23 protein-coding genes are annotated in these 26854 nt (G+C 72.6%); 7 read left to right on the forward strand and 16 right to left on the reverse strand.

Going from position 1 to position 26854, the window contains the following annotated elements:
• Positions 1 to 245: 245 nt before the first annotated feature.
• Positions 246 to 668, forward strand: coding sequence for an SsgA family sporulation/cell division regulator (locus tag M6G08_RS05570; RefSeq protein ID WP_272586074.1), 423 nt, complete (start codon positions 246 to 248; stop codon positions 666 to 668).
• A gap of 10 nt (positions 669 to 678) precedes the next feature.
• Here M6G08_RS05570 and M6G08_RS05575 read toward each other — a convergent pair whose 3' ends face one another.
• The gene (locus M6G08_RS05575) at positions 679 to 2121 is read right to left on the reverse strand and encodes an FAD-binding oxidoreductase (RefSeq protein WP_443049006.1); all 1443 of its coding nucleotides are present in this window, start codon (positions 2119 to 2121) and stop codon (positions 679 to 681) included.
• 92 nt (positions 2122 to 2213) lie between these two features.
• On the opposite strand from M6G08_RS05575, the gene M6G08_RS05580 reads away from it, so the two are divergent.
• Positions 2214 to 3611 carry a tetratricopeptide repeat protein gene (locus M6G08_RS05580; protein ID WP_272586076.1) on the forward strand — a complete coding sequence of 466 codons (1398 nt, stop codon included), beginning with the start codon at positions 2214 to 2216 and terminating at the stop codon, positions 3609 to 3611.
• Between the two features lie 23 nt (positions 3612 to 3634).
• Here the strand turns inward: M6G08_RS05580 and hppD are convergent, their stop codons facing one another.
• Positions 3635 to 4780, reverse strand: coding sequence for a 4-hydroxyphenylpyruvate dioxygenase (hppD, locus tag M6G08_RS05585; protein WP_272586077.1), 1146 nt, complete (start codon positions 4778 to 4780; stop codon positions 3635 to 3637).
• A 125-nt stretch (positions 4781 to 4905) separates the two neighbouring features.
• Here hppD and M6G08_RS05590 point away from each other — a divergent pair, with 125 nt between their 5' ends.
• The 5 genes from M6G08_RS05590 to M6G08_RS05610 are packed head-to-tail and all read left to right on the forward strand — an operon-like array spanning position 4906 to position 9139.
• Entirely contained in the window at positions 4906 to 5388 is a 483-nt protein-coding gene (locus tag M6G08_RS05590) for an Lrp/AsnC family transcriptional regulator (RefSeq protein ID WP_272586078.1), read from the forward strand.
• Between the two features lie 32 nt (positions 5389 to 5420).
• Positions 5421 to 6068, forward strand: a complete 648-nt coding sequence (locus M6G08_RS05595; RefSeq protein ID WP_272586079.1) for an ABC transporter permease — start codon at positions 5421 to 5423, stop codon at positions 6066 to 6068.
• On the forward strand, positions 6061 to 7308 hold the full coding sequence (locus tag M6G08_RS05600) for a betaine/proline/choline family ABC transporter ATP-binding protein (RefSeq protein WP_272586080.1): 1248 nt from the start codon (positions 6061 to 6063) through the stop codon (positions 7306 to 7308). Before M6G08_RS05595 ends, M6G08_RS05600 begins: the two co-directional genes overlap by 8 nt.
• Positions 7305 to 8150, forward strand: coding sequence for an ABC transporter permease (locus M6G08_RS05605; protein ID WP_272586081.1), 846 nt, complete (start codon positions 7305 to 7307; stop codon positions 8148 to 8150). The genes M6G08_RS05600 and M6G08_RS05605 overlap by 4 nt, the downstream gene beginning before the upstream one ends.
• Positions 8147 to 9139, forward strand: coding sequence for a glycine betaine ABC transporter substrate-binding protein (locus tag M6G08_RS05610; protein ID WP_272586082.1), 993 nt, complete (start codon positions 8147 to 8149; stop codon positions 9137 to 9139). Before M6G08_RS05605 ends, M6G08_RS05610 begins: the two co-directional genes overlap by 4 nt.
• A gap of 22 nt (positions 9140 to 9161) precedes the next feature.
• Here the strand turns inward: M6G08_RS05610 and M6G08_RS05615 are convergent, their stop codons facing one another.
• From M6G08_RS05615 to M6G08_RS05680, 14 genes are all read right to left on the reverse strand, one after another.
• Entirely contained in the window at positions 9162 to 9941 is a 780-nt protein-coding gene (locus M6G08_RS05615) for a S16 family serine protease (RefSeq protein ID WP_272586083.1), read from the reverse strand.
• Positions 9942 to 10259: 318 nt separating this feature from the next.
• On the reverse strand, positions 10260 to 10916 hold the full coding sequence (locus tag M6G08_RS05620) for an IclR family transcriptional regulator (RefSeq protein ID WP_272586084.1): 657 nt from the start codon (positions 10914 to 10916) through the stop codon (positions 10260 to 10262).
• Positions 10917 to 11217: 301 nt separating this feature from the next.
• Positions 11218 to 13014 (reverse strand): DEAD/DEAH box helicase, encoded by a 1797-nt coding sequence (locus M6G08_RS05625; RefSeq protein ID WP_073723639.1) that lies wholly within the window; start codon positions 13012 to 13014, stop codon positions 11218 to 11220.
• Between the two features lie 144 nt (positions 13015 to 13158).
• Positions 13159 to 14640 (reverse strand): MFS transporter, encoded by a 1482-nt coding sequence (locus M6G08_RS05630; RefSeq protein WP_272586085.1) that lies wholly within the window; start codon positions 14638 to 14640, stop codon positions 13159 to 13161.
• Between the two features lie 86 nt (positions 14641 to 14726).
• Entirely contained in the window at positions 14727 to 15266 is a 540-nt protein-coding gene (locus tag M6G08_RS05635) for an SUKH-4 family immunity protein (RefSeq protein ID WP_272586086.1), read from the reverse strand.
• A gap of 171 nt (positions 15267 to 15437) precedes the next feature.
• Positions 15438 to 17756, reverse strand: a complete 2319-nt coding sequence (locus tag M6G08_RS05640) for a xanthine dehydrogenase family protein molybdopterin-binding subunit (protein WP_272586087.1) — start codon at positions 17754 to 17756, stop codon at positions 15438 to 15440.
• Complete coding sequence (locus tag M6G08_RS05645; RefSeq protein ID WP_272586088.1) at positions 17753 to 19792, reverse strand: 2Fe-2S iron-sulfur cluster-binding protein; 2040 nt, start codon at positions 19790 to 19792, stop codon at positions 17753 to 17755. Before M6G08_RS05645 ends, M6G08_RS05640 begins: the two co-directional genes overlap by 4 nt.
• Positions 19789 to 20682 (reverse strand): FAD binding domain-containing protein, encoded by an 894-nt coding sequence (locus M6G08_RS05650; RefSeq protein WP_272586089.1) that lies wholly within the window; start codon positions 20680 to 20682, stop codon positions 19789 to 19791. The genes M6G08_RS05645 and M6G08_RS05650 overlap by 4 nt, the downstream gene beginning before the upstream one ends.
• 242 nt (positions 20683 to 20924) lie before the next feature.
• Complete coding sequence (locus tag M6G08_RS05655; RefSeq protein WP_272586090.1) at positions 20925 to 22538, reverse strand: beta-N-acetylhexosaminidase; 1614 nt, start codon at positions 22536 to 22538, stop codon at positions 20925 to 20927.
• Position 22539: 1 nt separating this feature from the next.
• Positions 22540 to 23397, reverse strand: coding sequence for a carbohydrate ABC transporter permease (locus M6G08_RS05660; RefSeq protein ID WP_272586091.1), 858 nt, complete (start codon positions 23395 to 23397; stop codon positions 22540 to 22542).
• Positions 23394 to 24359, reverse strand: coding sequence for a carbohydrate ABC transporter permease (locus tag M6G08_RS05665; RefSeq protein WP_272586092.1), 966 nt, complete (start codon positions 24357 to 24359; stop codon positions 23394 to 23396). Before M6G08_RS05665 ends, M6G08_RS05660 begins: the two co-directional genes overlap by 4 nt.
• Positions 24356 to 25654 carry an extracellular solute-binding protein gene (locus M6G08_RS05670; RefSeq protein WP_272586093.1) on the reverse strand — a complete coding sequence of 433 codons (1299 nt, stop codon included), beginning with the start codon at positions 25652 to 25654 and terminating at the stop codon, positions 24356 to 24358. The genes M6G08_RS05665 and M6G08_RS05670 overlap by 4 nt, the downstream gene beginning before the upstream one ends.
• Positions 25655 to 25852: 198 nt before the next feature.
• On the reverse strand, positions 25853 to 26137 hold the full coding sequence (locus tag M6G08_RS05675; protein ID WP_073723657.1) for a DUF3039 domain-containing protein: 285 nt from the start codon (positions 26135 to 26137) through the stop codon (positions 25853 to 25855).
• 30 nt (positions 26138 to 26167) lie between these two features.
• A complete protein-coding gene (locus tag M6G08_RS05680; RefSeq protein WP_272586094.1) occupies positions 26168 to 26740 on the reverse strand; it encodes a YqgE/AlgH family protein in 573 nt (190 codons plus the stop codon).
• Positions 26741 to 26854 lie beyond the last annotated feature (114 nt).

The following is a 26854-nucleotide window of genomic DNA, read 5'->3' on the forward strand; positions in this document are numbered from 1 at the left end:
GTCCCGTATCTGCTCGGGGGTTGGTTCGGGGGCTCAACATCTATCAGACGGGCGCAATCCGCACCGCCGGTCCCGCCGGACCCACTCCTTTCCGGGCAACCTCGTGCATGGACCTTCACACCCGGGACAGAGGGGGAGGAGAAAAGTTCCGCGAACCCGCGTAACGCTGACGGCCCACGTCGCTCTCACTCGTGCGGGCCCGTTCCAGGCGGCCCGTGCGGACCGTACGAGAGAGGACCCACGCCATGCACCCCAACCACCCCGTCGCCGTGGAACGCGAGCTGGAACTGAGGCTCATCCTGTCGCCCGAGTACGCCGTCCCGGTGCCGGCCCGGCTCGCCTACCACTCCGACGACCCGTACGCCGTGCACGTCACCTTCCACATCAACTCCGGCTGCCCGGTGCACTGGACGTTCGCCCGGGACCTGCTCGTGGAAGGGGTGTTCCGGCCGTGCGGGCACGGGGACGTGCGGGTGTGGCCGTCGAAGGCGGACGGCCGCAGCGTCGTGCTGATGGCGCTGAGCAGCCCCGACGGTGACGCCCTGCTGGAGGCGCCGTCGGCTCAGGTGTCGGCGTGGCTGGAGCGGACGCTGCGGGCGGTGCCGCCGGGCGCCGAGGCCGGGCAGCTCGGCCTCGACGACGGGCTGGCCGAGCTGCTGGCCCGGTGAACGGCAGGCGTCAGAAGAGCTTGCCCGGGTTGAGGATGCCCAGCGGGTCGAAGACCTGCTTGACGGCCCGCTGCATCTCCAGCCCCACCGGGCCGATCTCCCGCGCCAGCCACTCCTTCTTCAGTACGCCCACGCCGTGTTCGCCCGTGATGGTGCCGCCGAGTTCCAGGCCGAGGCCCATGATCTCGTCGAAGGACTCGCGGGCCCGGCGGGACTCGTCGGGGTCCCGGGCGTCGAAGCAGACCGTGGGGTGGGTGTTGCCGTCGCCCGCGTGGGCGCAGACGCCGATGGTCAGGTCGTACTCGGCGGCGATGCGCTCGATGCCCTCCAGCATGTCGCCGAGCCTCGACCGGGGCACGCACACGTCGTCGATCATCGTGGTGCCCTTGACCGCTTCGAGGGCGGTGAGGGACAGGCGGCGCGCCTGGAGCAGCAGTTCCGACTCGGCGGCGTCGTCTGCGGGGACGACCTGCGTGGCGCCCGCGGTCTCGCACAGGGCGCCCACGGCGGCGAGGTCGGCGGCCGGGTCGGTGGTGTCGAAGGCCGCCAGCAGCAGGGCCTCGGTGGTCTCCGGGAGACCCATGTGGGCGAGGTCGTTGACCGCCTTGACGGTGGTGCGGTCCATCAGTTCGAGGAGGGACGGCACGTGCCCGCCCTCCATGATCTTGCAGATCGCGTCGCAGGCGGCGGATGCGGAGGAGAACTCGGCGGCCAGCACCAGCTGCTCGGGGGGCTGGGGTCGCAGGGCGAGCACCGCCCGTACGACGATGCCCAGCGAGCCCTCGGAGCCGACGAAGAGACGGGTGAGGTCGTACCCGGCGACGCCCTTGGCGGTGCGGCGGCCGGTGGACATCAGGCGGCCGTCGGCGAGGACGACGTCGAGGCCGAGGACGTACTCGGCGGTGACCCCGTACTTGACGCAGCACAGGCCGCCGGAGGCGGTGCCGATGTTGCCGCCGATGGTGCACATCTCCCAGCTGGAGGGGTCGGGCGGGTAGTACAGGCCGTGTTCGTTCACCGCGCGGGAGAGCGTGGCGTTGACGACGCCCGGTTCGACGACGGCGACGCGGTCGACCGGATTGATCTCCAGGATGCGGTCCATCTTGGTCAGCGAGAGGACCACGCAGCCGTCGGTGGCGTTGGCGCCGCCGGACAGGCCGGTGCGGGCGCCCTGCGGGACGACCGGGACGCGCAGCTCGGTGGCGGTGCGCATGACGTGCTGGACGTCCTCCACGGTGCGTGCCAGGACGACCGCGGCGGGGGCGCCGGCCGGGCAGAAGCTCGCCATGTCGTTGGCGTAGGAGGCGGTGACGTCGGGGTCGGTGAGGACGGACTCGGCGGGCAGTCCGGCGAGCAGCCGCTCGACGAGGGGGCTGACGGCCGCCGGGGCCGCGCCGGACTCGCGGGCTGCGTCGTCTTCGTCGCGAGGCGCTTCGATACGGCTCATGATCAGAGGTTCGCACCCGGGGCCATCGGTGTGAACCCCGTCGACGGCACCCGGCGCAAGCCGCGGTGTGCTTGTCGTACGGGCGCACAGTAGGCGCCATGGAGATCGAACGCTGGCGGCGCTCCGGCCGCCGGAACCGGGTGCTGATCGCCTCCGTCGCCGGGGCCGCCGTACTCGGCGGGGTGCTGGTGCTGCTGCCGTGGGACGGGGGCGACGCCTCCCCGCCCGCGCCGGGTCCCGCGGCGCTGGCGCGTGGTGCGGTGACCACGGGGGTGCCGGCCGCGCTGCCGGACCTGGCCGTGCTGATCGGCGACCGGGAGCGGCATCTGCGGGCGCGGCCGCTGGACGGGGCGTCGTGGGCGGTGCTGGGCGCGGCCTACGTCGAGCAGGGGCGGCGTACGGCGGACGTGGCGATGTGGGCGAAGGCCGAGAAGGCGCTGCGCACGTCGCTGAAGGTCGGGGCGGAGCGCGATCCGCGGGCGCTGGAGGGGCTGGCGGCGCTGGCGGTGGCGCGGCGGGACTTCCCGGCGGCGAAGAAGTGGGGCGAGAGCGCGGTGAAGGCGGCGCCGAAGCGGTGGACGGCGCACGCGGTGCTGATCGACGCGTACACCGGGCTCGGCGACGACAAGGGGGTGGGGCGGGCCCTGGAGAAGCTGAAGGAGCTGCGGCCCGACGCGCCGGCGACGGGGGCGCGGGCGGCGGCGGTCTACCGGAACCGGGGCTGGCGGGAGGACGCGCAGGCCCGGATCTCCGACGCGGCGGCGGCCGCCGAGGCGCCGGCGGAGCGGGCGGCGTACCTGGAGCAGGCCGGGCGGCTGGCGTTCGAGCGCGGGGAGCGGGAGGAGGCGCTGCGGTTCTTCGAGGAGGCGCTGCGCACCGACCCGGACCAGCGGGCGGCGCAGGCCGGGCAGGGGCGGGTGCTGGCGGCGCTGGGCCGGACGACGGACGCGCTGTCGGCGTACCAGGCGGCGCTGGCCAAGCGGCCGGAACCCGAGTACGCGCTGGAGCTGGGCGAGCTGTACGAGTCGCTGGGGCTCGGGCAGGCCGCGCGGGTGCAGTACGACCTGCTGCGGAAGCGGGTGCGGGAGGCGGAGGCGGCCGGGGCGGACGAGCGGCTGCTGCTCGGCCGGTTCGAGGCGGACCACGGGGACCCGGCCCGGGCGGTGCGGCTGCTGAGGGAGGAGTGGGGACGGCAGCCGGCGATCGCGGTGGCCGACGCGCTGGGCTGGGCGCTGCACCGCACCGGTGAGCACGAGGAGGCGCTGGAGTTCGCGGCCATCGCCACGGAGGGCGACAAGGGCGGCGGGGTGCGCAGCGCGCTGTACGTCTTCCACCGGGGCGTGATCGAGCGGGAGCTGGAGCGGTACGGGCCCGCGCGGCGGCATCTGCGGGAGGCGCTGATGATCAACCCGTACTTCTCGCCGCTGCGGGTGCCCGAGGCGAAGCGGGCGCTGGCGGCGCTGGGCGAGCCCTCCGTGGAGGACCCGCCCGGCTGAGATCTGCCGTGCAAAGGCCGGTGTCAGAGGTTGCCGCGCTTCTCCTGCTCGCGCTCGATCGCTTCGAACAGGGCCTTGAAGTTGCCCTTGCCGAAGCCCATGGAGCCGTGCCGTTCGATCATCTCGAAGAAGACGGTCGGGCGGTCCTGGACCGGCTTGGTGAAGATCTGCAGCAGGTAGCCGTCCTCGTCGCGGTCGACGAGGATCTTCAGCTCGCGCAGCGTCTCGACGGGGACGCGGGTCTCGCCGGCCCACTCGCCGAGCGTGTCGTAGTACGAGTCGGGGGTGTCCAGGAACTGGACGCCGTTCGCCTTCATGGTGCGGACGGTCTGCACGATGTCGTTGGTGTTCAGCGCGATGTGCTGGACGCCGGCGCCGCCGTAGAACTCCAGGTACTCGTCGATCTGGGACTTCTTCTTGGCGACGGCGGGCTCGTTGATCGGGAACTTCACCTTGAGGGTGCCGTCGGCCACGACCTTCGACATCAGCGCGCTGTACTCGGTGGCGATGTCGTCGCCCACGAACTCCTTCATGTTCGTGAAGCCCATGACCTTGTTGTAGAAGCCGACCCACTCGTTCATGCGGCCCAGCTCGACGTTGCCGACGCAGTGGTCCACGGCCTGGAAGGTGCGCTGCGCGGGCGGCTCGACCATCGGCTCGGCGGCGGCGTAGCCGGGCAGGTAGGGGCCGTCGTAACCGGTGCGCTCCACCAGGGTGTGGCGGGTCTCGCCGTAGGTGGCGATGGCGGCGAGGACGACGGTGCCGTGCTCGTCCTTGACCTCGTACGGCTCCGCGATCGAGCGGGCGCCGTGCTCGACGGCGTAGGCGTGGGCGGCGCGCGCGTCCGGGACCTCGATGGCGAGGTCGACGACGCCGTCGCCGTGCTCGGCCACGTGCTTGGCGAGGAACTCGCCCCACTCCGTGGCGGGCTTGATCACCGAGGTGAAGACGAACCGGGCGGAGCCGTTCTCCAGGACGTAGCTGGCGGTCTCGCGGCTGCCGTTCTCCGGTCCGGAGTAGGCGACCAGCTTCATGCCGAAGGCCGTGGAGTAGTAGTGCGCGGCCTGCTTGGCGTTGCCCACGGCGAAGACGACCGCGTCCATTCCCTTGACCGGGAAGGGGTCGGCCTGCCGGGCGGTGTCGGGAGTGTGGTGTGTGGTCTGCGTCATAGCCGCAGGGTCTCCCGCGTCTGCAAGGTGCGCAATAGTTTGCGCGTTCACTGGGCAACCTGACCAGTGATACGGCGGTGAGTGCGGTCGATCTGTACAGGATGACCAGCCTGAAGGGGTGCGGGATGGGCATAGACCGGCTGGACGGGCGGATCATCGGGCTGCTGGCCCGCGAGCCGCGGATCGGGGTGCTGGAGATGTCCCGGCGGCTGGGGGTGGCGCGGGGCACGGTGCAGGCGCGCCTGGACCGGCTTCAGTCGAACGGAGTCATCCGCGGATTCGGTCCCGAGGTGGACCCGGCGGCGCTCGGCTACCCGGTGACCGCGTTCGCGACGCTGGAGATCCGGCAGGGTCAAGGGGCCGACGTACGGGCGCACTTGACGACCGTGCCCGAGGTGCTGGAGCTGCACACCACGACCGGTACCGGGGACATGCTGTGCCGGCTGGTGGCCCGCTCGAACGCCGATCTCCAGCGGGTGATCGACCGGGTTGTCGGTTTTGATGGCATCGTCCGGGCCGCCACGGCGATCGTCATGGAGAACCCCGTTCCGCTGCGGGTCATCCCGCTGGTGGAGCAGGCGGCCCGGGACAGCGGCAGACGCGACTGAGACCGGTCCGACGTTCCCGGAGGTGAGCGGGCGTGAACTTCTGGGAGTTCCTGGGCAGCCGCCACCAGCAGCTGCTCGCCGACGCCTACCAGCACGCCAGCGCCGTCTTCCAGTGCATGGTCGTGGCGACCCTGATCGGCGTGCTGATCGGCGTCCTCACGTACCGCAGCGAGTGGGCGGGGAACCTGGCGACGCTGGGCACCTCGACCATCCTGACCATCCCGTCGCTGGCCATGATCGGTCTGCTCATCCCGATCGTGGGCCTCGGCGTGCCGCCGACGGTGACGGCGCTGACGCTGTACGGGCTGCTGCCGATCGTGCGGAACTCGATCGTCGGCCTGCGCGGGGTCGACCCGGCGCTGGTGGACGCGGCCAAGGGCATCGGCATGTCGCGTGCGGCCCGGCTGCTGCGGGTGGAGCTGCCGCTGGCCTGGCCGCCGATCCTCACCGGCATCCGGGTCTCCACCCAGATGCTGATGGGCATCGCCGCCATCGCCGCCTACGCCTCCGGGCCGGGCCTCGGCAACGAGATCTTCCGCGGGATCGCCTCGCTGGGCAGCAAGAACGCGCTCAACCTGGTGCTCGCGGGCACGCTCGGGATCATCGTCCTGGCGCTGCTGTTCGACGCCGCGTACGTCCTGCTGGGACGGCTGACCATCCCGAGGGGGATCCGTGTCTGAGAACGGTCACGCCACTGCCACCGGGGCGACCATCGAGCTGGAGTCGCTCACCAAGCGCTACCCGGGCAATCCGCAGCCGGCCGTCGAGAACGTGTCGATGCAGATCCAGGCGGGTGAGACGGTCGTCTTCGTCGGCCCCTCGGGCTGCGGGAAGTCCACCACCCTCAAGATGATCAACCGGCTGATCGAGCCCAGCGGCGGCCGCATCCGCATCGACGGCGAGGACGTCACCGACATCGATCCGGTGAAGCTGCGCCGCAAGGTCGGTTACGCGATCCAGTCCTCCGGCCTCTTCCCGCACATGACCGTCGCCCAGAACATCGCGCTCGTACCGAAGATGACCGGCTGGTCGAAGGCGCGGATCAGATCGCGGGTGGAGGAGATGCTCGATCTGGTCGGTCTCGACGCCGGGGAGTTCCACAACCGGTACCCTCGCCAGCTGTCCGGCGGGCAGCAGCAGCGGGTGGGCGTGGCACGGGCGCTGGCCGCCGATCCGCCGGTGCTGCTGATGGACGAGCCGTTCGGCGCGGTCGACCCGATCACGCGGGACCACCTCCAGGACGAGCTGATCCGGCTCCAGCACGAGCTGCACAAGACGATCGTCTTCGTCACCCACGACTTCGACGAGGCGATCAAACTGGGGGACCGGATCGCGGTGCTGCGCGAACGCTCCCACATCGCGCAGTTCGACACCCCCGAGGCCATCCTCACCAACCCGGCGGACGACTTCGTCTCCGGCTTCGTGGGCGCCGGGGCGGCCCTGAAGCGGCTGAACCTGACCCGCGTGCGGGACGTCGGCATCACCGACTACCCGACGGTGACCGTCGAGGACCCGCTCCAGCACATCTTCAACCAGCTCCGGGCGGCCGGCACCAACGAGATCCTGCTCCTCGACCGGCGCCGCCGGCCCTACAAGTGGCTCAGGCGCGGCGACCTGATGCGGGCCAAGGGCTCGCTGGCGCGGGCCGGGACGCTGGTCCACGACACGGTGACCCGGGACGCGACCCTGCGGGACGCGCTGGAAGCGGTGCTCACCGACAACACGGGACGGGTGGCGGTCACCGGGCGGCGCGGCGAGTACGAGGGCGTCGTCGACATGGAGACGCTGCTGAACTCCGTGCACGAGCTGCTGGAGGCCGACCGGCTGGACGCGCTGGAGCACCAGCACGACCTGGAGGAGACACGGGCCGGACAGACCCACGCGGAGCAGGAGGGCTTCGGAGGGGAGGCGAAGGCGTGAGTACGTCCGGCCGAGGGCCCGGGACCGACGAACCGGCCTATGACGAAGCGGACCGGGACGAGTACGAGGACGAGCCTCCTCCCCCGTCCCCGGCGGCGACCAGGCGGCGGGTGGGCTGGCGGAAGCTGACCTTCCTGCCCGCGCTCCTGGTGGCCGTGCTGCTGGCGACCTGGCTGTGGTTCCGGCAGGCCGACCTGGACGCGCTCAGCCGCAACGCGCTCTCCGACGGCCAGGTCACCAAGGCGCTGTGGCAGCACGTGCAGCTGACCGTGATCTCCACCTTCTTCGTACTGATCATCGCCATCCCGCTGGGCATCCTGCTCACCCGCCGGATGTTCCGGAAGGCGACCCCGGTGGCGATGGCCTTCGCCAACATGGGCCAGGCGACCCCGGCGATCGGCCTGCTGGCGCTGCTGGTGATCTGGCTGGGCATCGGTCGCCGCGCCGCCCTGATCGGCATCATCATCTACGCCGTCCTGCCGGTGCTCTCCAACACCATCGCGGGCCTGAAGGCCAACGACCCGACGCTGCTGGAGGCGGCCCGCGGCATCGGCATGTCCCCGCTGGGTGTGCTGACCCGGGTGGAGCTGCCGCTGGCCGTCCCGCTGATCCTGGCCGGGGTGCGCACCGCCCTCGTCCTCAACGTCGGCACGGCGACGCTGGCCGTCTTCGGCGGGGGCGGCGGCCTGGGCGTGCTGATCACCACCGGCATCACCAGCCAGCGGATGCCGGTGCTGGTGCTCGGCTCGATCCTCACGGTGGCCCTGGCGCTGCTGGTGGACTGGCTGGCCTCGCTCGCCGAACTGCTGCTGCGGCCCCGGGGCCTGGAGGTGCGGACATGAGCGCGCGACCCGGTACCGGAGGCGGGCGACGCCGTACGTGGCTGCTGACGGCGGCGCTGCTGGTGGCGGCCTCCGGCTGCGGACTGACCAGCGGCTCCCCCATGGTCGACGACGTGGAGCCCGGCACCATCGGGAAGGGCCGGCCGCTGGAGGGCGCCGACCTGACCGTGGTGTCCAAGCAGTTCACCGAGCAGCTCGTGCTCGGCGCGATCATGGGGATCGCCTTCCAGGCGGCGGGCGCGGAGGTCCTGGACCGCACCGGCATCCAGGGCTCGGTGGGCACCCGGGCGGCGGTGGAGAACGGCGACGCGGACGCCACCTACGAGTACACCGGCACCGCCTGGATCACGTACCTGGGGCACAGCGAGCCCATCGCCGACCCGCACGAGCAGTGGGAGGCGGTGCGGAAGGAGGACCTGAAGAACGGGCTGACCTGGCTGCCGCCGGCCGAACTGAACAACACCTACGCGCTGGCCATGAACCAGGCCAACCACGAGAAGTACGGCACCGACACGCTGTCCGAGGTGGCCGAGCTGTCGAGGACCGACCCGGGCGCGGTGACGCTGTGCGTGGAGGTCGAGTTCGCCAACCGCGCGGACGGGCTGCCGGGCATGGAGAAGGCGTACGGGATGGACATCCCGGCCGGGAACATCACGGAGATGGACACCGGGATCATCTACACCCAGACCGCCGACGGCGCCTGCACCTACGGCGAGGTGTACACCACCGACGGGCGGATCAAGTCGATGGACCTGGTGGTGATGGAGGACGACAAGAAGTTCTTCCCGAACTACAACGCCGCCCCGATGGTCCGCACCGACACCCTGAAGAAGTGGCCGGCGATCGCGTCGGTGCTCGCGCCGGTGACCGAGGCGCTCGACAACGACGTCGCGCGGGACCTGAACGCGAGGGTCGACGTGGACGGTCAGGACCCGCACCAGGTCGCGCTGGACTGGATGGTCGAGAAGGGCTTCGTGAAGGAGGGCTGAAACGCCCCACGGCGCACGCCGCTCAGCAGGCGGGGACCTCGCCCTTGCCCGAGCGCAGGGCATCGAGCGCGTCGACCGCGCCGTCGAGGGTGGTCACGGGGATCAGCCGGAGCCCCTTCGGCAGCTCGGCCCGCGCGTCCGAGCACTCCGCCTTCGGTACGAGGAAGACGGTGGCCCCGTCGCGTCGGGCGGCCTGCGTCTTCAGCGGTACGCCGCCCACGGGGCCGACCTTTCCGCCGGGGGTGATGGTGCCGGTGCCGGCGACGACCTTGCCGCCGGTGAGGTCGCCGGCGGCCAGCTTGTCGATGATGCCGAGGGAGAACAGCAGGCCGGCGCTGGGGCCGCCGACGTCCTCCAGGCGCAGGTCCACCTCGACGTCCGCCGGGTCGAGGTTCAGGTGGTCCAGGGCGGCGGTGGTCGCGGTGTCCTGGGACTCCCGCATCTGCTCCTCGTTGTACCGCTCGATCTCCTGGACGTCGTCGCCGCTCGGGTAGACGGCGTCGCGGGGCATCACGGCCCGGTCGGTGTCGAACCAGCCGCCGAGCACGTCACCCAGGTGGACGCTCGCGTCCGGGCCGGTCGCCTCGATGGTCGTCATCCGCAGCTGGCCGCTGGTCTCGTGCGTCGGCGCGCCCTTGACCGTGATCACCGGCTCGCCCCGGTTCTCACCGAGCACGTCGGCCGTCAGCCCCGGCTGCGCCACGGAGAAGGGCAGCGGCGCGAGGACCGCGGTGGCGAGCAGCGCCACGACGGGCAGAGCACAGACGGCGAGGGCCTGGGGGCGCGTGAGACGAGAGAGCACGGAGTCAATCTAACGCGAGGGCGCTGCCGCGCAGGGGGCGGGCAGCCGTCGCCCCCCAACTGCGGGCAGTCGTGCCTCCCCCCAGTGCCTGAACGGCCTGGGAGGTGTCCCCAGGGCGGTGGGGGCACCTCCCGCGCGAGCGAAGCCGAGCGTGGGGGAGGGTGGGCGGTGGTGGCACCTCCCGCTCACGAGGCCCCTCCCGCGCGAACGAAGCCGAGCGCGGGGGAGAAGCCGAGCGCGGGGGAGGCACCCCGGCAGCGCCGAGCCGCGCGACCCACCCCCCGGCCCGGACCTACGCGGCCGCACAAGCAAGGCACGTCATCGCAATGCCTCCGCCACTTCCCTCGCCGCGTCCATCACCCGCGCCCCCACCCGCTCGGGCACCACCTCCGACAGCATCACCACACCCACGCTGCCCTCCACCCCCGTCACCCCGAGCAGCGGCGCCGCCGCCCCGCAGGCGCCGGCCTCCAGTTCCCCCTGGGTGAGGGCGTAGCCGGGCCACTCCCCCTCCTCGGCGGGCTGCATATGCTGCCGCGCGGAGAGGATCGCCTTGCCCGCGGCCCCCCGCTCCAGCGGGTGCCGGAAGCCGGCCCGGTAGGCCACGTGGTAGTCCGTCCAGGTCGGCTCGACGACGGCCACGGCCAGCGCCTCCGCCCCGTCCACCAGTGTCAGATGGGCCGTCGCCCCGATGTCCTCGGCCAGCGACCGCAGCGCCGGCATCGCCGCCTCGCGCACCAGTGGGTGCACCTGGCGGCCGAGCCCCAGCACACCGAGACCGACCCGGGCGCGTCCGCCCAGGTCACGGCGTACGAGTGCGTGCTGCTCCAGCGTTGCGAGCAACCGGTACACGACAGTCCGGTTCACGCCCAGTTTGTGGGAAAGCTCGGTGACGGTCAGCCCGTGGTCCGTATCGGCCAGCAGCTTGAGGACCCGCAGGCCCCGGTCGAGCGTCTGAGAGGTCTCCGCGGTCACGACGCCCACTCCTTAGTGGTGAGGCGGCGGCCCCCTCGCGGCGGATGCGTCACCGAGTCCCGTCAGTGACGCGCTTCAGAGGCCGCCGATCGGCTGACGGCCCGGCCCTGTGCCCGGCCCAGTCGCTTCACGGCTGCGCTCCGCGGCGGCGCTGCCACGGGGCGTGTGCGTAGCGGGACAGTAGCGACCAGGTCCGCTCAGCGGAAGGCTCCGTCCAGAATCCGGGCGGAGACCGGCGTGGACTGGCTGCGTTTGTCCCGGTACGTTCGGCACACGCGGAACGCCTCCCGCACACCGCCCGTCACTTCATGCGGGTGGCCCACTCCTGCACCTTGGCGATGCGCTGGCGCAGCTGCCCGGCGGTGGCCTCGGCGCTGGCCGGGCCGCCGCACACGCGGCGCAGCTCGGTGTGGATCACGCCGTGCGGCTTGCCGCTCTGGTGGACGTAGGCGCCGACCATGGTGTTGAGCTGCTTGCGCAGCTCCATCAGCTCCTTGTGGGAGACCACCGGCCGCCGTTCGGCGGGCAGTTCGAGCAGGTCGGCCTCGTCGTCGGGCTTCTTGCGGCTGTGCGCGATCTGCCGGGCCTGCCGCTTCTGGAGCAGCAGCTGCACCTGGTCGGGCTCCAGCAGCCCCGGAATGCCGAGGTAGTCCTGCTCCTCCTCGCTGCCCGGGTGGGCCTGCATGCCGAACTCGGCGCCGTTGTACATGACCCGGTCGAAGGTGGCCTCGGACTCCAGCGCCTCGAAGGAGAACTGCTCCTGCTCGCCGGTGTCCTCGTCCTGCTCCCGGTTCGCCTCGTCCATCTCCTTCTCGGACTCGGCGTAGGGGTCCTCCTCGCCTTCCTTCTTGGGCCGGTCGAGGACGTGGTCGCGCTCGCGCTCCATCTCGTTGGCGAAGGTGAGCAGGTCGGGCACGGTCGGCAGGAAGACGGAGGCGGTCTCGCCGCGCCGCCGGGACCGTACGAAGCGGCCGACGGCCTGGGCGAAGAACAGGGGCGTGGAGATGGTGGTCGCGTAGACGCCGACCGCGAGGCGCGGCACGTCGACGCCCTCGGACACCATGCGGACGGCGACCATCCAGCGGTCGGTGCTCTGGCTGAACGTGTCGATGTTCTTCGAGGCGCCCACGTCGTCGGAGAGGACGACGGTGGCCTTGCTGCCGGTGATCTCGCGGATCAGCTTGGCGTAGGCGCGGGCGGAGTCCTGGTCGGCGGCGATGACGAGGGCACCCGCGTCCGGGATGGCCTTCCGGACCTCGGTCAGCCGCTGGTCGGCGGCGCGCAGCACGGCCGGCATCCACTCGCCGCGCGGGTCGAGCGCGGTGCGCCAGGCCTGGCTGACGGCGTCCTTGGTCATGGGCTCGCCGAGCCGGGCGGCGATCTCGTCGCCGGCCTTGGTGCGCCAGCGCATGTTGCCGCTGTAGCTCATGAAGATCACGGGGCGGACGACGCCGTCGGCGAGCGCGGAGCCGTAACCGTAGGTGTAGTCGGCGGCGGAGCGGCGGATGCCGTCGTTGCCCTCCTCGTACGCGACGAAGGGGATGGGGTTGGTGTCCGAGCGGAAGGGCGTGCCGGTGAGCGCGAGGCGCCGGGTGGCCGGTTCGAAGGCCTCCAGGCAGGCCTCGCCCCAGGACTTGGAGTCACCGGCGTGGTGGATCTCGTCCAGGATCACGAGGGTCTTGCGCTGCTCGGAGCGGTTGCGGTGCAGCATCGGGCGCACGCCGACGCCGGCGTAGGTGATGGCGATGCCGTGGTACTCGCGGCTGAGCGGGCCCGCGCTGTACTCCGGGTCGAGCTTGATCCCTATGCGGGCCGCGGCTTCCGCCCACTGCTTCTTCAGGTGCTCGGTGGGCGCGACGACGGTGACCTGCTGCACGACGTGGTGGTGCAGCAGCCAGGACGCCAGCGTCAGCGCGAAGGTCGTCTTGCCGGCGCCGGGGGTGGCGACCGCGAGGAAGTCCCGGGGCTGCTCCTGGAGGTACTTCTCCATCGCCCCCTGCTGCCAGGCCCGCAGCTTGCTGGCGGTGCCCCACGGGGCACGGCCGGGGAAGGCCGGGGAGAGGTGGTGCGAGGTGCTGGAGCTGGCGGTGGTAGTCACGGTCTCCGAAGGGGGTAGAACGGCTCGGCCACGTATGACAACCGGGCCACCCTACCGGCGCCCCGGGGCGAGCGGCGTCCGCGGCGGGGCGGGTCACCCCCGGGTGGGACGGACGTCACAGCCGCCCCGCACGCCGCACGGCACTCACTTCTCCCGCACCCGCGTCGCAACCCAGGCCCCCACCAGCGCCACCGCCGCCATGGGCAGGAAGACCGCCGCGAAGGCGGCCGGGTGGGAGCCGGTGGCCTCGGTGGCCGCGTGGCTGACGGTGCCGCCGCCGAGGGCGGCGAAGGCCGCTCCGCCGACCGACAGCAGGACGACGTTGGAGAGGCCGTCGGAGATCTGGAGCGCGGCGGAGTTGCTGCCGGCCTCCTCGGGGGCGGAGAGCTTGAGCAGGAGGACGCTGGTGGAGGAGATCACCAGACCCATGCCGAAGCAGCCGAAGCCCCAGGCGACGGCCACCGTCCAGGCGGGTACGGCGTCGATCAGCACGCTGGGCGCGGTCGCGATGGCCGCCGCCACCAGGGTCATGCCGAGGGTCATCAGGCGTTCGCGGTGGGGTTCGAGGCGGGGGCGGGACTGGAGCCAGGAGCCCGCGGCCCAGGTCGCGCCGCCCGCGGCGAGGGAGAGCCCGGCGAGGGTGGGGCTGAGGCCGCGCTGGGTGACCAGCATCAGCGGGACGAAGGACTCGGCGGCGATGAAGGACCCGGCGGCGACGCCGCGCAGCAGGACGACGGAGGGCAGGCCGCGTACCGCCCGGTAGGTGCCGCGCGGCAGGAGTCCGAGGACGGCCGGGACGAGCAGCGCCACGCCCACCGCGCCGGGCAGCAGGGAAAGCGCGCGCAGGTCCTGGGCGGCGTACTGGAGCAGACCCGCGCCCAGCGAGATGGCGAGGGCGAGCCGGATCCTGCGGCGGTCGAAGGAGCCCGGGGAGTCGGAGGAGTCGGGGGAGCCCTGGGAGCCCGCGCCGCCGCCCACCGGGCCGGAGGCTCGGCTGCGTATCTGCGGCAGCGCGAGGGCCAGCGGGAGCACGACCAGCACCGGGATGCCGACGAACACCCAGCGCCAGCCCAGGTGCTCGGTGACCGCGCCGGACGCGAGCGGGCCGACGATCGACGGGACGACCCAGCCCGCCGCGAACGCCGCCATGATCGCGGGCCGCAGCCGCTCCGGGTAGGCCCGCCCCACGACCACGTACAGGGCGACGATCACCAGCCCGCCGCCGAGCCCCTGCACGGCCCGCCCGAGGATGAACAGCCACATCGCCCCGGCCGTGCCGGACAGCACCAGCCCCACCGCGAAGGCCGCGATCCCGCTCGTCAGCGGCGCCAGCGGCCCCCGCCGGTCCGACCACTGGCCCGAGAGCACCATCCCGAAGAGGCTGGTCGTGAAGTACCCCGAGAACGCGAAGGCGTACAGCGACACCCCGTCCAGTTCCCGCGCCGCCACCGGCATCGCCGTCCCCACCGCGGTCGCCTCGAAGGCGATCAGCACGATGACGGAGACGATGCCGATGCTCAGGGCACGGTAGGTGCGGCTCAGCACGGTCTCGGCGGGCGGCGTGGGGCCGACGGGGGCCGGGTCGGGGACGGCGACATCGGTGTCGCGGGGCTCAGGGACGGTCATGGTCGCCAGAGTAAGGGCCGAAGTGCGCTTTGACCCCTGTCGGGAGGCGGCACGGGACCGGGACCTTGGTCGTACGACCGCCGTCGTTACGCCTCCACCGCGCCCGCGCGGCGCAGCAGCCACAGCGTGAAGACGAGTGTCGAGAGGTCCGGGGTGAGCGGGCGCAGGCTCGTGTCGGACGGGTGCCAGGTCAGGACCGTGCCGGTCGGGCCGTCCACCACCACGTCGCTGCCGTCGGGCAGCCCGCCGAGCCGGACCAGCTGGGCGGCCGCCTCGCCCGGGGTCCCGTCGCCGTAGTGCTCCGCCAGGGTCGGCAGCGGTATCCCGTCGTCGTCCGCCGCGAGCGGGAACGCGTTCTCCGGCAGGCCCGTCTCGCTCAGGAAGCGGCGGGTGGGCTCGTGGGTGAGGGCCGGCGGGAAGTCGATGTCCTCGTACCGGGCCACGCGGTCCCGGCCGAACTCGCCGGTCAGCACGCGGTAGGACAGGTCCAGGGCGAGACCGGAGACCGTACGGCGGCCCGCGGACACCAGCAGGCAGCCGATCACCGCCGCCGACGTCCAGAACAGCGGCACGCGCGCGGGCGTCCGCGTCGTCGTGTCCGCCGTGTCCGTGGTGACCTCGTGCATCTTCTCCCCCGGGTGTGCGTGAGCGCGCTCCGTGCGGTGGGAGCCTCAGCCGTCCCCCACCGCTTCGCAGCCTAGGGGGCACCACTGACAACGGCCCGGCACACCGGTCGCGCCCGTCTCCCGTACAGACGCGCCCCGCGCCGCGCGCGTTGCCTCACGCGTGCGGGCGGCTCAGTTTCCCGTCACCACCGCGGCCTGCGGCCGGATCGGGAGGCGGTTGACCGGGCGGCCCGTGGCCGCGCGCACCGCGGAGGCGACGGCGGCCGGGGAGGCGACCACGGGTACCGCGCTGACGGCCTTCGCGCCGAAGGGGGCGACCACGTCACGCTCCTCGACGAGCTTCACGATCCGGATGTCGGGGGCGTCGAGCGCCGTCGGGAGGGCGTAGCCGGTGAGGTCGGGGTGGCGGATCAGGCCGCGGGGCGTGCGGAGGTTCTCGGTGAGCGCGATGCCGACGCCCTGGGTGACGCCCGCCTCGATCCGGGCGCTGAGCTGGGCCGGGTTCAGGACCCGGCCGACGTCCTGGGCGACGGCCAGTTCCACGACGCGCACCGAGCCGATCTCGATGTCGACGTCGACCACCGCGCGGATCGCGCAGAAGGCCATGCCGACGAAGGCGTCGCCCTGGCCGGTCTCGTCCAGGGGTTCGGTCGGGTGCGGGCGGCACTGGGCGGTGGCCCACAGCTCCTTGCCCTCCAGCGTCTCGGCGACGGTGGTCGACAGCACGCCGTCGTACGAGGTGATCTTGCCGTCGGCGATCTGGAGCAGTTCGGTGGACATGCCGAACTGGTGGGCCAGGGGCTGGAGGAGCTGGGTGCGGACCATCTTGGCCGCCCGTTCCACCGCGCCGCCCGACACCCAGGTGTGGCGGCCGCGGCAGCCGGCGCCGGCCGGGGGCTGGTCGGTGTCCACGGGCGCCACGCGCACCTCGTCGACGCCGAGGGTCTCCTGCACGATCTGCCGGGCGAGCGTGGTGAAGCCCTGACCGGTCTCGACGGCCGCGCACAGCACCGTCGCCACGCCGTCCTGGACCTTCACGGTGGCCGTGGAGACCTCGTCGGCGCCCTCCGCGCCGAGCATGTGCACCATGCCGATGCCGTAGCCGACGCCCCGGCGCACAGCGCCCGGTTCGCCGGCGCCCTCGGGGCCGCCGGGCAGCAGCCACTCGTCCTCGGGCGTGTCCTTGGGGAGGGCGGGGAGCGGGAAGTCGCGCACCGCCTGGAGGAGTTCGGCGACGGGTGCCGGGCAGGTGACCGTCTGGCCGGTGGGGAGGACGTCGCCGGTGGCCAGGACGTTGCGCAGCCGCACCTCGGCCGGGTCCAGACCGAGCTTCTTGGCGATCTTGTCCATCTGCGCCTCGTAGGCGGCGCACACCTGCATGGCGCCCTCGCCGCGCACGTGGCCGGAGGGCGGGTTGTTGGTGCGTACCGCCCAGCCCTCGATGAAGGCGTTGGGGACGACGTACGGGCCGCAGGCGAAGGCCACCGCGGCGGCCAGGGCGTCCGAGGAGGTGTCGGCGTAGGCGCCCGCGTCGAGCAGGATCTGGGCCTCGACCTTGACGACCCGGCCCTCGGCGTCCGCGTGGTGGCGGTAGCGCAGGAGGGTGGGGTGGCGGTGGACGTGGCCGAGGAAGGACTCCTCGCGCGTGGCGGTCAGTTTCACCGGGCAGCCGGTCTTCAGCGCCAGCAGGCCGAGCGGCAGCTGGAAGCCCTGGTCCTCGCGGTCGGCGGTGGCGCCGGGCACCCCGGTGACGACGACCTTCACCTGCTCGGGTGACAGGCCGTAGCAGTCGGCGGCCGTGTCGCGGTCGCCGTGCGGGTCGGTGGAGGCCAGGTACAGCTCCACCCCGCCGTCGGGACGCGGTACGGCCAGGCCCGCCTCGGCCCCTATGGGCGCCGGGTCCTGACGGCCGATGCGGTACAGGCCCTCGACGACGACCTCGCCGGCCGCCTCCGGGTCGCCGTGCCGCAGCGGGATGTGCCGGATCAGGTTGCCGTCGGGGTGCAGGGGCTCGGCCTCGAAGGCCTGCTCCGGGTCGGTGACCGGGTCGAGCACCTCGTACTCGACGATGACGGCGGCGGCGGCCATCCGCGCGGTGTCCGGGTGGTCGGCGGCGACGGCGGCGATGGGCTCGCCGTGGTGGCGTACGACCTCGGCGGCGAACACCGGCCGGTCGGCCCGGGAACCGCGTCCGTGCAGCGGGGCACCGGGCACGTCCTCGTGCGTGACGACCGCCCGTACGCCGGGCATGTCGCGCGCGTGGGTGGTGTCGATGGACACGATGCGCGCGTGCGCGTGCGGGGAGCGCAGTACGGCCGCCCACAGCAGGCCCTCAGCCCACAGGTCGGCGGCGTACGGGAAGGTGCCCTCTGTCTTGGCGCGGGCGTCGGCGGGCGGCAGGGAGGCGCCGATGCCGTGCGGGATCGGCTCGGGGGCGGGGGCGGTCTCCGTGGTTCCCTCGGCCTCCGCAGTCGCGGTGTCGTTGCTCACGCGTGGCCTCCGTCCTGGCCGTGGGGCTGGTCACCGTAGGGCTGGTCGTGCGGTTCGAAGGCCGTCGGGCTGACGCCGCCCGCGCCCGGCCCCGCCTGGTGCGGGATGTGTGGCTCCTCGGCGTCCGCCTCGGGCGCCTCGGCGGCGTGCGCCTCGCGTTCGGCGACGACCTCCTTGACCGCCTCCAGGACACCCCGGTAGCCGGAGCAGCGGCACAGGTTGCCGCAGAGCGCCTGCCGGGCTTCCAGTTCGGTCGGCGCCGGGTTGCCCTCCAGGAGGTTGTGCACGGTCATCGCCATGCCGGGCACGCAGAAGCCGCACTGCACGGCGCCGCGGCGGGCGAGCGCCCGCTGCACGTCGGAGGGCCGGCCGTCGGCGGCCAGGCCCTCGACCGTGCGCACCTCGCTGCCGGCCGAGGTCACGGCCGGTACCAGGCAGGAGGCGACCAGCCGTCCGTCGACCTGCACGTTGCAGGCGCCGCACTCGCCCTGCGAGCAGCCGTCCTTGGCGCCCGCGAGGCCGAGCCGCTCGCGCAGCACGTACAGCAGCGACTCGCCGATCCAGGCGTCGGTGACGGGCCGGTCGGTGCCGTTGACGCGCAGGACGTAGGAGGCGAGGGGGTGTTCCTCGTTCGGGCCGGAGGGGCCGGAAGGGCCCTGCTGACCGCCGGGGCCCGGCTCGGCCGGGTCCGTCGCGTCGGCCTCAGTGGCCGGGGCGGTCGGGTCGGCGTCCTCGTCGGTCGGGTGGGGCCGGTCGTCGTCGCCGGGGTGCGCCTCGGGTGCCGCGTCGGGCACGGCCGCGTGACCCGGCGGACGGACGTCGGCGGATTCCCGCGGGAGCTGCGGTGCCTCGGCTTCCGGCGCCCGCACGGCTTGGGGTGCCCGAGCGGGATCCGCCTCACGCCCTGCTTCCGCACCGTCCCCGGGGTGGAGGTCCCGCTCCGGCCCGGAGACCGGGGGCCGCTCCCCCTCGGGGGCTTCGGGCGCGGGGGCCGTCGCGGGCGCCTCAGCGGGCTCCGGCACCGGTTCCGGGCCGGGACCGTCGGCAGTGCGCGCCGGGCCCTCTGCGGGGCCCTCAGCGGCCTCACCGGCCCCCTGAGGATCGTCGGACCGCTGGTACTCGCCGTGCTCCTGGTACTCGCCGTGCTCCTGCTCCCGGAGTCCGTCGTGCTCCTGGAAGCCGTCGTGCTCCTGGGGGTCGGGGCCCCGGAAGTCGTGCGCCCGGTACTCGCCGGTCGACGCCGTGTCGTCCACGGTCCCGGGAGCCGCGGGCGGGGCCGCCTCGGCCGCCCGCTCCCCGGTGCCCGGCGCGGGCGTGACCGCGCGGTCGCCCCACGGCTGTCCGGGCGACTGGGTCGCCCAGGGCGCGGGAGCCCCGCCGGGCAGGGTGGCCGGTGCGGTGCCGCCCCACTGCTCGGCCAGGGACGACTGGGTGAACTCGCCCGACTCGTCCGGAAGGTCGCCGCCGGCGACGGGAATGGACCACTGGCCGGTCACGTCCTGGCCGGGCGCCGTACCGGACGTACCGGACTCGGGCGCCGCGCCCTCCGCCGTCCCGGCTCCGGTGCCGGCCGCGGCCTCCGAGAAGTCCCACTGGCCGGTGGTCTGGGGCCGGTAGGCGAACCGGTCGCCCTGCCCGGCACCGTCGTCGTACGGTGCCGCCCCGCCGTAGGGGGCCTGCTGCGCGTACTCGCCGTACGGCTGCCCGTGCGGGTCCGCGGGCTCCTGACCGGTGCCCGGGGCGTGCCACTGGGTGCCGTCCACGGGCGCGGCCGGCATCGCCCAGGTACCGGTGGCCGCCGGGTCGGTGCCGGCGGTGGTGGCGGGCGCCACCGTGATCTGCGGCGGCACGTAGCCGTGGCCGGGAGCGGCGAGCGGGCTGTCGGCGGAGGCCAGGAGCGCGTCCACACCGCCCTCGGGGAGCTTCACGAAGGCGGTGGCGCCGTCGTCGTAGTCGCCCTGGGGCAGCGGGTTCCAGCGGCCCCCGCTCGGGGGCGTGCCCCCTCCGTGCTGATCGCCGTGCTGGTCGTCGGTCACGACAGCGCCCTCCCCAGTGCTCGTCGGGCCAGCGCGGCGACGGTGCGCCGCAGGTGCAGTACGGCGGGCGGCAGCTGCGGCAGGGAGCCGTCCTCCGCCGGGGCCGCGTCGGGGATGCAGGCGGCGGCGACGTACTCGCCGAAGGCGTGCAGCGCCTCCGGGACGATCGCGCGGCCGTTGTCCCAGTCGATGAGCGAGGCCACCCACTCCTCGGCCTCCAGGGGCCGCAGCGGCATCGGCGCGATGGCGCCGACGGCGCACCGCACCCCGCGCCGGGCGGGGTCGAGGACCAGCGCGACGGAGGCCGCCGCGCGGCCCGGGCCGGTGCGGCCGGTCGCCTTCAGGAAGACCTGCGGGGCGTGCAGCAGCGGCACGCGCACGTAGCCGATGAGCTCGCCCGCGCGGAGCATCTCCATGCCGGCCAGCAGGTGGGAGACCGGCATCTCCCGGCGGGCGCCGTCCGCGCCCGCGATGATCAGCGTCGCCTCCAGGGCGGCCAGCACCGGCAGCGCGTCCCCGGTGGGGGCGGCGGAGGCGATGTTGCCGCCGAGGGTGCCGGCGTTGCGGATCTGCGGCGGTCCGGCGGCGCGCGCGGCGGCCGCGAGCGCCGGGATGAGCGCGGCGAAGTCGGGGCGGCCCATGCGGGCGTGCGTGAGCCCCGTGCCGAGCAGGGCGTGTCCGTCCTGGTACTGCCAGCCGCGGATCTCGCTGATCCGGCCGAGACCCACCAGCGCGGCGGGCCTGAGCTGGCCGGAGTTGACGGCGGTCATCAGGTCGGTGCCGCCCGCGACCGGCACGGCGGCGGGCATGGCGGCCAGTGCCGCCACGGCCTCGTCCAGTGTTGTGGGCAGCGTGACGGCCTGCGCCGCCTGCGGTGCGTGCGTGGTCAAACCGACTGCCCCTTCCCGCTGTCCCACCTGGTCCCGCCCATGTGGCCGTACCGTACGACCTCACAGGGCGGACGTGGCAACTCTGGCACATCTTCGCAGGGCCCGAACGCGGGGGTCCGCTAGGAGGCATTCGCCCACCTCGGCGGTGGGATAACCCGTTTTCGCACACCTTCTACGAACATCGGGCAAGCACCGGAGGTGGACGGTAAGAGGCGGGAAGGGGAGGAAAGGAGCGGGAAGTCCTACTTGTTCGGCGGCGGTCCGTCGATCGGCCGGCCCAGGACGCCGGGCCGCCGCTGCCAGGGCAGCGGGCCGCCGGGCGGCCGGTAGGCGACGCCCAGGGCGTCAAGTCGGCGGTAGTGGGCGGCCATCCGCCGCTCGAAGGCGGTGAAGTCCCGTTCGGCCGGGGCGGGCAGGGCGCTCCAGGAGACCTCGGCGAACGCGGCGAGCCGGGGGAACACCTGGTAGTCCACCCGCTGCTGGTTCTCCATCACCTCGGTCCACACGTTCGCCTGGGTACCGATCACGCGTTCGCCCTCGTCCGGAGTCAGCTCCGGCGGAACCGGCTCGAACCGGTAGACGTCCTCCAGGGTGCGCACGAAGCCGATCGGCACGGGCTCGTCCTCGCCGGCGTGCTGCCGGTGGTCGAGGTACACCTGCTGCTCGGGGCACATCACCACGTCGTGTCCCGCGCGCGCGGCGGCGATCCCGCCCGCGTACCCGCGCCAGGAGGACACGGCCGCGCCCTTGGCCAGTCCGCCCTCCAGGATCTCGTCCCAGCCGATGAGCCGGCGTCCGCGTTCGGCGAGCCAGGTGTCGAAGTGCTGGATGAACCAGGCCTGAAGTTCGTCCTCGTCGGCGAGCGCGAGTTCCCGGATGCGGGCCTGCGCGGTGGCCGAACGGCGCCATTGGTCCTTGGGGCATTCGTCGCCGCCGATGTGGACGAACTCGGAGGGGAAAAGCTCCAGGAGTTCCTCGAGGACACCCTCGTAGAAGCGCAGGGTTTCCTCGGTGGGGGCGAGTACGTTCGGGGAGACGCCCCAGGTGTCCCAGACGGAGAGCGCGGTGGTGTCGACGACGTCCGTGTTGCCGAGTTCCGGATACGCGGCGATGGCGGCCTGCGAGTGCCCCGGTACGTCGATCTCGGGGACGACGGTGATGTGGCGCTCGGCGGCGTAGGCGACGATCTCCCGGATGTCGTCCTGGGTGTAGTGGCCGCCGTGGGGTTTGTCCTCCCACAAGGGTGACGCGCGGTGACCGAATTTGGTGCGCGAACGCCAGGAGCCGATCTCGGTGAGCCTGGGGTGCCGTTTGATCTCGACCCGCCAGCCCTGATCGTCCGTCAGGTGGAAATGCAGCACGTTGAGTTTGTGGGCCGCCATCAGGTCCAGGTAGCGCAGGACGCCTTCCTTGGGCATGAAGTGCCGGGCGACGTCCAGCATCAGGCCGCGCCAGCGGAAGCGGGGGGCGTCCTCGATCCGGACCGCCGGCAGCCGCCACCGGCGGCCGGGCAGCGGGGCGCGCCGGAAGGCGTCCGGGCCGAGCAGTTGCCGCAGCGTCTGGGCGCCCCAGAAGAGACCGGCCGGGTCACCGCCCGTGAGCCGCACGCCCGTCGGTGCGACGTCGAGGCGGTAGCCCTCGTCGGGCAGTGCGGCGTCGAGGGCCAGCCGTACGGTGGCGCCGCCGCCCGCTCCGGGAGCCAGCGGCAGGCCGGTGGCCGCGCCCAGCGTGGCACGCAGCCAGCGCTCGGTGCGTTCGGCGCCGTCATCGGCCACCAGCCGGGTGTCCGGACGGAGATCGAAGAACGCGCCCTCCTGGGGCGACACTTGCTGTGGCTGGGGAAGCACGTCGGTCACGTCAGTCCTTAACCGCTCCGCCGAGGCCGGAGACGAGTCGTCGTTGCACGAGTACGAAGAAGACCAGCACCGGAATCGTCATCACCGTGGAGGCCGCCATCACTCCGCCCCAGTCGGGATCGTCCGGCTTGTAGAAGACCAGCAGCGCCATCGGCAGCGTCGACTGGGAGGTGTCGCTGATGATGAACGACTTGGCGAACAGGAAGTCGTTCCAGGTCGAGATGAACGAGAAGACGCTGGTGGCCACCAGCCCCGGGAAGACCAGCGGGAAAAGGATCTGCCACAGAAAGCGCGTCCGGCTCGCCCCGTCGATGTAGGCGGCCTCCTCCAAGGCCTCCGGCACGGCCTTCACGAAACCCCGCAGCATCCAGATCGCGAAGGGCAGCGAGAAGGCGATGTGGGGCAGGATCAGCGAACCCAGCGTGTTCAGCTGCCCGAAGTCCCGCATGAGGAAGAACAGCGGGATGGTGAGCGCCTCCACGGGCACCATCTGGGCCACCAGGAACATGATCAGCAGGGTGGTCCGGAAACGGAACCGGAAACGCGTCACCGCGGTCGCCGCGAGGAACGCGATGAGCGCCGAGGCGACCACGACGGTGCCGGCCACGAGCAGACTGTTGAGAAAGTAGCGGCCGAATTCCTGCTGCCCGAAGACCCGCCGGAAGGAATCCAGGGTGGGCGTCAGCGTCCACGGCCGCGGCTCGCTCGACTCGATCTCCCCGGCCGGTTTGAAGGCGCTCAGCACCATCCAGTACAGCGGGAAGGCCACCACGACGGCGATCACCAGCGCCGACGCCTCGGCCGCCAGCCGCCACGGACGGCGCACCCGCGGGCGCGGAGGCCACAGCGGAAGATTCACAGTTCCTCCCCCTGGCGGCGCAGCAGCCGCAGGTAGACCAGCGTCACGGCGAGCAGGATCAGCAGCATGACGACGCCGATCGCCGAGCCGAGGCTGTACTGCGAGGACGCGAACGCCTTCTGGTAGGCGTAGACGTTCAGGACGAGGTTCTGCCCGGCGATGCCGCCGCCGTTCGTCATGACGTAGATCTGGGTGAAGACCTTGAAGTCCCAGATCACCGACTGGATGGTGACGACGACCAGGATGGGCCGCAGCATGGGCGCCAGCACCGACCGCCAGATCCGCCACTGCGAGGCGCCGTCGAGCGCGGCGGCCTCCAGCACCTCGCCCGGCACCGCGCGGATACCGGCGTACACGGTCACCATGACGAACGGGAACGAGCACCACACCACTTCGAGCAGGACGAGGGCGAAGGCGCTGTAGCGCCCGTACGTCCAGGAGTGGTCGCCGAGCCCGAGCAGCCGGTTGACCGGCCCGAAGTCCGGGTCGAACAGCAGCAGCCACACCGTCGACCCGGTCACCGCCGGGGTCGCCCAGGCGCCCAGCGCGGCGAGCATCAGCACCAGCCGCGGCACGGCCCGCACCCGCGTGAGCAGCACGGCGAGCGCGCACCCGACGGCCAGCGTCGACACCACACAGGCCGCCGCGAACACGACGGTGGCCACCAGCACCCGCCAGAACTGCGGGTCCCCGAACAGCTCGGCGTAGTTCCCGAACCCCCGGAAGGTGGTGGGCTCCCCACCGCTGACCTGTGCCTGCGTGTACTCCAGGAAGGAGATCAGCCCGAGCTGGTAGACGGGGTAGACGAGCAACCCGCCAAGGACGACAAGAGCAGGGGCGAGATACAACCAGGGCGTACGGGAAGCGCCCCGACAGGGGCGCGGGGAACTGCGCGACCAGCCACGAACGACCCGCACCCGCGAACCCACCGCACCCCCCGGGCTGGAGGGCGCCCCACTCATCCGGCGGAGCCAAACGCGTCGTCCATCTTCCGAGCCGCGTCCCCAGCGGCAGCGCCGACGTCCTTCTTGCCGCTCACCACCTCCTGGAACATCGTCGGCAGCACCTGCGAGGAGTCGATCGTCGCCCAGGCCGGCGAGGCCGGCACGAACTTCGTGCCCGCGGCGAGCGTGTCGACGAACGGCTTCACGAACGGCTCCTCGGCCGCGACCCGCTGCCGTACGTCCGTGAAGGTGGGCAGGAAGCCCATCGCGTCGAACAGTTCGCCCTGCGCCCGCTTCGACGCGAGCCGCTTCATCAGGTCCACGGCGAGGGTGCGGTGGGAGGTGGACTTGAGTACGCCGATGTTGTTGCCGCCCGCGAAGGCCGGGGCGATCGAGCCGGGCTCCACACCGGGCAGCGGCACGACCGCGTACTTGCCCTTGGCCTCGCCCGCCTCCACGGCCTGGCGGCTGAAGTCGCCCGCGATCGCCATGGCCGCCTTGCCGGAGGCGAACGCCGTGACGGTGTCGTTGCCGCCCATGCCGGCGCACTTGGCGGCGGGGCAGTTGTCGTCGCCGAAGAGGGAGGTGTACGCCTCTATGCCCTCGCGGGCGGCGGCGCCGTCGACGGCGGAGGCGTACGAGCCGCCCTTGCCGGTGGCGAGTTCGCCGCCGTGGGCCCAGACGAAGGGCATCGCGCCGTAGGTGTAGGCGCCGCCGACGGCGATGCCGTACAGGCCGGGCTTGGCGGCCCGGATCTTGTTCGCGGTGGTCGCCAGCTCGTCCATCGACGTGGGGGCCTTCAGGCCGAGCTCGTCGAAGACGTCGGTGCGGTAGTACAGGGCGCGGACGCCGACGAAGTAAGGGGCTCCGTAGACCTTGCCGTCCACGGTGACCGACTGGCGGGCGGTGGGGTCGGTGTCCTTCGCCTCGTCCCAGGCCTCGAACTCCCCGGTGACGTCGAGGAGTCCGCCGTCCTTCACGTACCCGGCGGTGTCGGTGTTGCCGTACTCGATGACGTCGGGGGCGCTGCCGGGGTCGTTGAAGGCGGCCTTGATGCGCTGGGCGCGGGTCTCGACCGGGATGTACTCGACGGTGACCTTCGTGTCCTCGTGGGCCTTCTCGAAGCCGGCGAGGACCGCGTCGACGACCTTCTCCTTCGGCGCGTTGTTGACCTCCTGGAAGAGCCAGACCCTCAGCGTCCCGGTCTTCTCGTCCTTGCCGGAGGAGGAGTTGTCGGAGGTCTGGGGGGCGCAGGCGGTCGCGGTGACGACGGCGGCGGCCAGCAGTACGGCCAGGCGTGGGGCGAGCTTCATGGAGTGATCCTCCGGACGTGCGTTGCAACATACGCAATGACGGTTTCGCTCTGCACAACATCCAGGAGGTTATGGAGTACATGAACATGTCCACAAGAGGTCTCAACCACTTCGTGACAACGCGAAGGCCCCCGGAGTGCGCGCGGGCACACTCCGGGGGCCTTCGGGAAGTTCAGAGGGTCTGTACGGGCAGGGCGGCTACTTCTTGCCGCCGTCCTTGCCCTCGTCCCCGCCGCCGCTCATGGACTCGTAGATCTCCTTGCACATGGGGCAGACCGGGTACTTCTTCGGGTCGCGGCCCGGTACCCAGACCTTGCCGCACAGCGCCACGACGGGGGTGCCGTCGAGGGCACTCGCCATGATCTTGTCCTTCTGGACGTAATGGGCGAAGCGCTCGTGGTCACCGTCGCCGTGGGAGGTCTGCGGCGTCGGCTCTACGAGGGTCCCCGTACCAGTCCCGCGCTCGGGCTCGAGAGTGCTCATAACCGCCAAGGGTACTGAAGCTCACACGCTTCAGTTGAGCGACGGGTCGTCCGGATACGTCGCCACCATGGCCAGGTCGCCCCGCTGGCGGCGCAGCACCTCGCGCCAGAGCTTCTCGGGTATGGGGCAGGAGACGTCGCCGGGCTCGGACTCGACCACGTACCAGGCGCCGTCCCCCAGCTCGTCCTCCAGCTGGCCGGGGCCCCAGCCCGCGTACCCGGCGAAGATCCGCAGGGCGCCCACGGCCGGCGCCAGCAGCTCCGGCGGCGCCTCCAGGTCGACCAGACCGATCGCCCCGTGCACCCGGCGCCAGCCCAGCGGCGCCCGCTCGCCGGACGCCCCGCCGGGGACCACGGCGACGCCGAGCGCCGAGTCGAGGGAGACCGGGCCGCCCTGGAAGACGACGCCGGGCTCGCCCGCCAGGTCCGCCCAGCCCTCCAGGATGTCGCCGACGTCGACCGGCGTGGGACGGTTGAGGACGACACCGAGGGAGCCCTCCTCGTCGTGGTCGAGGAGCAGCACCACCGCACGCTCGAAGTTCGGGTCCGCCAGGGCGGGCGTTGCCACGAGCAGCCGCCCCGTGAGCGAGGACACCTCGGTCATGCCTGACATGATCCCGCATCTTCCCCCGTCGTGGGGAGGCAATCGGGGGCACGAGGGTGAACACGCACCCCGCGCACGCTCCGCGGTCGTGACCCCCCGTGCGCGCCGGCGAAC

The organism is Streptomyces sp. M92 (assembly GCF_028473745.1).
Lineage (GTDB): Bacteria > Actinomycetota > Actinomycetes > Streptomycetales > Streptomycetaceae > Streptomyces.